Raw genomic sequence first — 7,832 nt, 5'->3', positions numbered from 1 at the left:
TTTATATTGATATTCATCAACAATCTATGCTAAAATAAACAAGTTAATTTTGTGCCCGTAGCTCAGTGGATAGAGCACCAGCCTCCGGAGCTGGGTGCGTAGGTTCGACTCCTATCGGGCACACCATTGTTTATCTAGGTTTCAGCAAATATCTGAAGCCTTTTTTTGTTGCTTTGTTATTTGCTTTAGTTTTGGTGTTTATTTTTTTACTTTGAAAATCTAATTATAATTAAAATCGCACTACTATAAAATAATAGTAGTGCGATTTTAATTATAAATTACTGGCTTTATATTTCCTTTTTTTATAATAATACATTTTTGCATCTAAGGTTTTAATAAAATCATCAAAAGTCATCTCAGATTCATAGTCATACCGCAAAATTCCAAACGAAAAGGACATTTTATATTTTTTATCTCTGATTTTGTTAATACGTGGTAAATTCTTATTGATTTCTTCAAAAATATCTCTAGCCCTTCGCTCTTCACAATTAGGTAAGACAACAATAAATTCATCACCACCATAGCGACAAATAATATCATTACCTCTAATCCTAGTTTTAATTTCATCAACTATTGTTTTTAAATAATAATCTCCTTCTTTATGACCATAATCATCATTGACAATTTTCAAATTATCAACATCGATAAATGCAAAAGTTAAATAATCATAAATATGAGCTTGTTGATTCATCATCTTACTGATAATTTCATAGCCCGATCTTCGAGTAAATACTTCTGTTAATTCATCTTTGGTATATTTAATTAAAGATTGTTCCATATACATTACTTTACGTTCTAAATCATTTTTCCTTAAAGACATATTTTTTAAAATAACTTGCATGCAAGATACCAATAAATTAATATCTTCCTTCAATAAATCATTTTCTTTATACTCATGAAATCTTTTATTTAATTTCGTCAAAACATTAGACATTGATTTATCTTTCAGCACAACATTTGACTTTAATATATCATTTCCCGTTAACCCAACTTCTGCCCAAATATTTTCATTATTAACTTCATCTGTATCATTATTTTTGTCATACCGACTAAACAAACCAATCACTTGATCTTCAAGTTTACTGATAATCTGCATTTGTTTTAGTCTGCGTAGCAAGAAATAACTTTTAAACTCGCCATAAACAATAGGAAAATAATCATAATATTTGTCTTGAAAGACCTCATCATCCTCTACTTTAAAGAAAAAAATAGCAGTCAAGGTATCATTCATATGAACTCCAAAAAACTCACCAAAGCAAGAAAATCCAACCATATTAATGTCATCAAAAATATCAATTTTAGGAATTGCATCAGCATTAACATTCCGCCTAGTGATACAATCATTAACAATCCCCGCGATAGGCTTCGTTTTGTTAAACATAAATTCCTGCCAGTCATTTTTCAAAGTATCTAGAAAAGATACCCTGTTAACAACAATTATTTTTTCACCCACTGCTAAATCACAATAAAAATAAACTCGATTTTTTTCTTCATCAATCTTCAAAATAGTACGTGAAAAAATTTCATTATTTATTTCAGTCGCAAAAGTGTAGTTTGCTATTACTCTTAATAATTCTTCTACTGATTCTGCATTAAATCTTTCTTTTAAAACATCAATAAAATTAACTAATTTACCATTCTTATCAAGAACTTTAGAAACATATCGATTGGCCGGATCAGCATCGGCAATAATATATTCTCCTTCACCTTTAACAAAGCCCTGTGTTTTAAATAAACCAAACTTATAATTGTGATTTAATTTCATAAAACAAATAACCGCATGATTTTCTAATACTTTTTCGCCGTTATGCAAATAGGTATTCTTAAAATCCATTTTTCCTGAGGCCGAGCCTCCAATAAAAATACATGGGTAGTTTTTACTTTCATAAATAGCTTGTACAACGAAACTTTCACATTTTGAAACTCCATCAATATAAGTTAACGCAACAGTATCCTGCGAATTAATCGGAAAATTTATTTTAGAATGAGCTTTATCAAACTCATTTTTTATTAAGTCAATCCGTTCATCAATACTGATATCTTCTCTTTCTTCCAGTAAATCTTCGTTATGTAATGGAATTGAAATAATTTCACACTTTTTAACCATTCTTTTTGAAAAAGCTTGCAACAAAATTTTTTGTCTATGTTCTTTCATTGGCGGATAAGTAGTTCTTCCGCCCACTGTTGAGTATAACTCTCCAATCGCTGAAACCATCATAAACTTGGCATCACTTGGCAAAGCTTCTTGCAATAGTTTGCCGGCTTTATCAATATCGCTATCAATAGAAATAAAAGCCAATACAAAAGAGACTCCACCCGGTAAGGTCATGAAGTCTGCTATATTCTTATTGTTAATTTCATTCACATCTAAATATAAAACTTTTACATCATCTTTTTCTTCAACATTAACAATCTGTAATTTATTATTCTGACTAGTATTTCTCATTAAATTATCACTCATTTCTAAAAATAAGCTAAAAACGCACCAATATATTACTTACTATTTTACTATAATTTACTATAATTTGCATTATTTAATTTACTTTAAATTCTTTTTTATTTAAAGCTAAACTCGACAACAACACCGAGATTGAACTTAATGCCATCGCTGTACCAGCAAGCATTGGGGACAAAAAGCCCAAGGCTGCAATCGGAATACCAATTATATTATATACTAACGCGAAAAATAAGTTTCTTTTTATCACTCCAAAAGTTGTTTTACTTAGAGACATTGCAATAATGATATTATTTAAATTACCATTTAACAAAGTTATATCAGCCGACTCTATTGCAATATCAGTACCATTGCCCATTGCAATCCCAATATCAGCTTTAACCAAAGCAGGAGCATCATTGATACCATCGCCAACCATCCCGACAAATTTATGTTCTTTTATTTCTTCAATAACAGTCATTTTATCACTTGGTAACACTTCTGACATAACCCGTTGAATTCCCACTGCCCGCGCAACAGCCTGTGCCGCATTTTTATTATCACCAGTTAACAACCAAGTTTCAATGTTCAGTTTTTTCAAAGCAGTTACAATCTTAACCGCCTCTTCTTTTATCGTATCGCTTAAGGCAATTAACCCCACTAATTTTTTATGTTCTGCTATTAGCACCACCGTGTAAGCCTCTAGTTCTAAATCTTCAATATTTTTTTTATATTCATCAATGTCAATATCAAAATTCTTCAGTAAAACTTTAGTGCCAATTAAAATATCTTTATTATCAACAACACCTTTTAGCCCTAATCCACTGAAGCTTTCAAAAGCAGTAACTGCTTTTATTTCTATATTGTTACCTCTTCCATACTCTACTATCGCCTTAGCTAAAGGATGCTCTGATTTTTGTTCTAAACTCATTGCATAAGAAAGAATGTCAGTTTCACTAAAAGTCTGTATTGCTACAACCTTCTTAACTTCAGGAATGCCTTTAGTTATCGTTCCGGTTTTATCAAAAACCATCGCTTGAATTTTTTGCAAATTTTCTAATACTTCGCCATTTTTATATAATATTCCATACTCAGCGCCTTTTCCTGTTCCAACCATAATCGCAGTTGGAGTCGCTAAACCCAACGCACAAGGACAAGCAATAACTAATACTGCAATCATATTCATCAGCGATTTTTCTACGTTAAAATCGCTCGCAACAAACCACCCTAGAAAGGTCAATCCAGCTATCACTAAAACCGTCGGAACAAAAATACTAGAAATTTTGTCAGCAAATCTTTGTATTGGCGCTTTGTCATTTTGTGCTGTTTCAACACTTTTTACAATTTGCGCCAGCAAAGTATCCTTGCCTATTTTTTCAGCCTTAATTTTTATATTACCCGTATTATTTAAAGTTCCGCTATAAACTAAATCATTTTTCGATTTTTCTACAGGCATACTTTCACCTGTCAACATCGATTCATTAATAGTTGTAAATCCTTCTATAACTTTTCCATCAACCGGAATTTTAGTTCCAGGATAAATGACTATAATTTCACCATTTCCTATCAGTTCTATGGGAATTTCAATTTCTGTATCATCACGAATTACCATCGCCGTATTAGGTTGCAAATTTAATAATTTTGTAATTGCCATTGTTGTTTTTCTTTTGGCTGTTTGTTCTAATAATTTTCCTAATATTATAAATGTTATTAAAATAGCCGAAGTTTCAAAGTAATAACTTAAACTATGGCTAACCACAAACAAATTATAAACACTATAAAAATAAGCCGCACTAGTGCCTATTGCAATTAATGTATTCATATTAGTCGATTTTGCCTTAAACATCTTAAAGGCATCTTGATAAAATGGTGCTCCTATTATAAATTGAACCGGTGTCGCCAAAATCATTTGCACAAAGCCATTTCCTAAAATCGGTACTTTGCCATGACCGAAAAATAGTTCTAAAATCATATTCAATAATAATGGTGCTGAAAATAGCACTGACCAAATTAATCTTTTTAAATCTTTATTGTCATTTTTGTCTTCACTTTTTTTAAAGATATCATCTGATAGCACAATACCTTTAAAACCACTATCCACTATTTTAAGGATTAAATCTTCTGTTGTTATTTTTTCCGCATCAAATTCTACTGTTGATTTTTCAGTTGCCAAATTTACCGTAGCTTTAATTACCCCATTAAAATTATTCAACTCTTTCTCTAGGTGATTTGAACAACCGGCACATTTCATGCCTTCTATCTTAAATGTAATGACTTGCTTTAACATAAACTCACCGCCTTATACATTGAATATATCATAGGTTAACTTAATTTTACAGATAAACTTTCTATATTTTTTATGTTGACATGTGTTTTGAAAAATGATAATATATATCATGTGGTTGACGGGGCGTGGCTCAGTTTGGTAGAGCACCTGGCTTGGGACCAGGGGGTCGCAGGTTCGAATCCTGCCGCTCCGACCATTTATTTATCGAATTCTCTGCGGGTGTAGCTCAATGGTAGAGCCCTAGCCTTCCAAGCTAGTCACGTGAGTTCGATTCTCATCACCCGCTCCAATTATCCGCGCCTGTAGCTCAGTCGGATAGAGCAACGGCCTTCTAAGCCGTGTGTCGCACGTTCGAATCGTGCCAGGCGCACCATTGTTTATCAGGGTTTCAGCATTTGCTGAAACCTTTTTTTGTTGCTTGTGGGGCAATTTGTTGGGCAATAGCAAAAAAACATATAAGAAACATAAGACAAAAAGTAGCCATTTCAGGCTACTTTTCTTTATTTAAAGATCTTTTATTATTTATGTAACTCCTTAAGTAAACAAAAAGACCAACAGACTTTTACATCTGTTGGCCTCATCAGTGCTATTCAGTTTGTATCCCCCGAGTAGCATCAGAATCATTGATGATTTCGTCGATCCTACGGCTATCCTAGGAACATTTTAGGTAATTGACTGCAGAACTAAAATTCTTGATCAGTTTTGCTACTCTATATTTGTCAGGAATCTAGGAAATACAAGGATTTCTCTACTATAGCCACCAACTTCCGTCGTTTTGCAATGAATTCAAATTACTACTTTCCCATTTTGAGATGGCTACTAAACTTTGAAAACCAACTAAGATCGGAATTGTAGTTCTTTTTGTTGTACTCCCATTTCTGGCGGAAATTACTTTCGCCCTTAAACCAATTTGTATAGTATTCTTTATATTTAACCATAAACCCTCTTGTTCCGCCTATTACTGCATGTTCCTCCTGAGAAATGAGTATTCCCCATGTCCCATTTAAAGAGTAAATTGAGTTTTCCAATATCACTGGCAACTTTAGATATTCCTCGTATGGATCCATCACAGAAAGCTCCCAATGACTACAATTATTGTCTGAGAAACATTCGTCGGGCTCAACTTCTGAAAGATATGCCTTCTCCTCACCCATAGCAACAAGGTTTTCTTGAAGTGCTTTGAACTGATCTCTGCTAAGATAATATCCATCCGTAGGGCACAGTATCTGTTTTTCCTGTATGTAAATTTGAAACATTTCTCCAAATGGATCATTCGTCTGGAACACTTTCCCGAATGCATTTTGCATAGTAAGAATTCGTTCGGGTTCAGTGATCTTTTCTACCAACCTACTCACCATCCTCTAAGAATTTAATTTTCCTAATTCCATCTACGCCATTGATGTCTATATTAGGATGTCCTGATTTAGACGAAGCTCTGTAACCATTAGCATCTTTACCAACAAACACCCCTTGTTTGACCTCTCGTATAGTACTCGGATCAACTTGAGCTCTGAAAAATTCTTGTGCATCGTCAGCAGTTCCTTTTAGTACACGAATACCGCTATTCTCTGCGGGAACCCCGATTTCCTTCAACGTTGCATACTCAACTTTTGTCCAAGCTTTACTCGACCCCTTTAACAACTTTGCTTCAACTTTGGCTCCAGTTTTTTCAATTACTTTTGCTTCAACTTTTGCTCCACTTAATCCTATAGGTAATTCAATTAGTTTTGCTTTTGCTTCTTCTGAATTGCCCTCTATCCCATACAATGCACCATATATAAGTGTAGCAAGTTTAGTTTTTGAGATGATACTTTTTGTATTTTTCAGGTTTTTATATTTCTAAATATATATTAAAAGTCTTTTCTTCTAAAAATATATTCTAAATGAATTATTATACTAAATACAATAATTCAAAATTAATTTTCTCTCTTTTCTTGGCACTTTTCTCACATCTTAATTAAATTATAATAAAGTCTTATTGTCAAAAAAAACATCCCTTAAATATTTTTATTTTTTATCTTTCAAAATTTCAACAAAAGCAAAAAAGACCAACAGACTTTTACATATGTTGGCCTCATTGGTGCTATTCAAGTTCATCCCCCAAAGCGTCGTAGGGGCTGTTTCGCCATTGATGTGACGACACTGAAGCTTACTTGGGTCACTGACTGCTGAACCATTATTATACAGTCAGTTTTTTATACCATATTTCCTTCGAAATGATGTGATTGAAGAAGTTCTGGTACACAATTGCAACCTTTATTATTTTGTGGTGAGTTTGAGCAAAATTATGTAGCGAATCAGTTATTTAAATAATTTCTCTTATGCTGTTATTTTGCTTCGCCAATATTGATTAAATTACAATTTAATTCAATATTAATTGGGGGCATCAGTATTTTACAACTTAATAAATCATAACCATTTACTAAAATATCTTCAACTTCAATATCTTGAATAAAATATGGTATTTGAGAAATGGTAAGTTCCCTAATTGGGTTTATTCTGTCCTCTGGATTAGTGGTAACCGTTATTTTAGAACAACCCGTAAACAATAGCTTAATATTTCCGTCTGAATCTTCAAATACAATGGTTACCTCATCACCAAAATATTGGGCATCTAAACTCAACACTCTAGCGTCCCAATAATGTAATTTTTCAAGTTTCTCTTGAATTTGTTTTGCTTTCATGAGATTTACCCTACTTTCCTATTTCTCTATTGGTATATGGGCATCTGGACTTTTCCTATCAACAATATTTAAGTTAACGTCCAAAGGGTTCCCCGTTTCATCATATAAATGAACATGGTCATAATTTGTAACCTTATCGGGTGGGTCAATCCTCATACGAATATTTCCCTCTGCATCTCTAACATGCACAAAGCCATTGTTTTCTTTAACCTTCCAATCACTCGGCAATTTTTCGATAAGCTCATTTTTAGACATGTTAGGAATGTCTGCTGTGTTAATTTTTTCGGTAAAATTACCTCTAGCTTTACTCGACCCCTTTAACAACTTTGCTTCAACTTTGGCTCCAGTTTTTTCAATTACTTTTGCTTCAACCTTTGCTCCAATTAATCCTATAGGTAATTCAATTAGTTTTGCTTTTGCTTCTTCT

Annotated in this window: 6 protein-coding genes and 4 tRNA genes; 4 read left to right on the top strand and 6 right to left on the bottom strand. The window is 32.8% G+C overall.

Annotated features, from left to right (window positions below; translation table 11 throughout):
• The first annotated feature begins 51 nt into the window (after positions 1-51).
• Positions 52-126 (top strand) — tRNA-Arg (locus KBI38_07555).
• A 145-nt stretch (positions 127-271) separates the two neighbouring features.
• Here the strand turns inward: KBI38_07555 and KBI38_07550 are convergent.
• Positions 272-2,446 (bottom strand): GGDEF domain-containing protein, encoded by a 2,175-nt coding sequence (locus tag KBI38_07550; protein ID MBP8629909.1) that lies wholly within the window; start codon positions 2,444-2,446, stop codon positions 272-274.
• 88 nt (positions 2,447-2,534) lie between these two features.
• A complete protein-coding gene (locus tag KBI38_07545) occupies positions 2,535-4,721 on the bottom strand; it encodes a copper-translocating P-type ATPase (protein ID MBP8629908.1) in 2,187 nt (728 codons plus the stop codon).
• A 119-nt stretch (positions 4,722-4,840) separates the two neighbouring features.
• Here KBI38_07545 and KBI38_07540 point away from each other — a divergent pair.
• The 3 genes from KBI38_07540 (at position 4,841) to KBI38_07530 (ending at position 5,094) form a co-directional block, all read left to right on the top strand.
• Positions 4,841-4,917 (top strand) — tRNA-Pro (locus KBI38_07540).
• A gap of 19 nt (positions 4,918-4,936) precedes the next feature.
• Positions 4,937-5,010, top strand: a tRNA-Gly gene (locus KBI38_07535).
• Positions 5,011-5,017: 7 nt separating this feature from the next.
• Positions 5,018-5,094, top strand: a tRNA-Arg gene (locus KBI38_07530).
• Between the two features lie 421 nt (positions 5,095-5,515).
• Here the strand turns inward: KBI38_07530 and KBI38_07525 are convergent.
• The 4 genes from KBI38_07525 to KBI38_07510 form a co-directional block, all read right to left on the bottom strand.
• Positions 5,516-6,067 (bottom strand): hypothetical protein, encoded by a 552-nt coding sequence (locus KBI38_07525; protein ID MBP8629907.1) that lies wholly within the window; start codon positions 6,065-6,067, stop codon positions 5,516-5,518.
• Position 6,068: 1 nt separating this feature from the next.
• Positions 6,069-6,488 carry a hypothetical protein gene (locus tag KBI38_07520; GenBank protein ID MBP8629906.1) on the bottom strand — a complete coding sequence of 140 codons (420 nt, stop codon included), beginning with the start codon at positions 6,486-6,488 and terminating at the stop codon, positions 6,069-6,071.
• Between the two features lie 560 nt (positions 6,489-7,048).
• The gene (locus KBI38_07515) at positions 7,049-7,405 is read right to left on the bottom strand and encodes a hypothetical protein (GenBank protein MBP8629905.1); all 357 of its coding nucleotides are present in this window, start codon (positions 7,403-7,405) and stop codon (positions 7,049-7,051) included.
• An 18-nt stretch (positions 7,406-7,423) separates the two neighbouring features.
• Complete coding sequence (locus tag KBI38_07510) at positions 7,424-7,660, bottom strand: transposase (GenBank protein ID MBP8629904.1); 237 nt, start codon at positions 7,658-7,660, stop codon at positions 7,424-7,426.
• Between the last annotated feature and the right edge of the window lie 172 nt (positions 7,661-7,832).

It is taken from the genome of Negativicutes bacterium (assembly GCA_018052945.1).
Classification (GTDB): Bacteria; Bacillota; Negativicutes; order JAGPMH01; family JAGPMH01; genus JAGPMH01.
The sequence above is the reverse complement of the archived record's forward strand: the minus strand, read 5'-3'. Positions and strand labels throughout refer to the sequence as shown.

What these genes read in the sequence shown, in the direction of transcription:
- KBI38_07550 (MBP8629909.1), bottom strand. Translation starts at nt 2,446, where the DNA reads ATGAGAAATACTAGTCAGAATAATAAATTACAGATTGTTAATGTTGAA.
- KBI38_07545 (MBP8629908.1), bottom strand. Translation starts at nt 4,721, where the DNA reads ATGTTAAAGCAAGTCATTACATTTAAGATAGAAGGCATGAAATGTGCC.
- KBI38_07515 (MBP8629905.1), bottom strand. Translation starts at nt 7,405, where the DNA reads ATGAAAGCAAAACAAATTCAAGAGAAACTTGAAAAATTACATTATTGG.
- KBI38_07510 (MBP8629904.1), bottom strand. Translation starts at nt 7,660, where the DNA reads ATGTCTAAAAATGAGCTTATCGAAAAATTGCCGAGTGATTGGAAGGTT.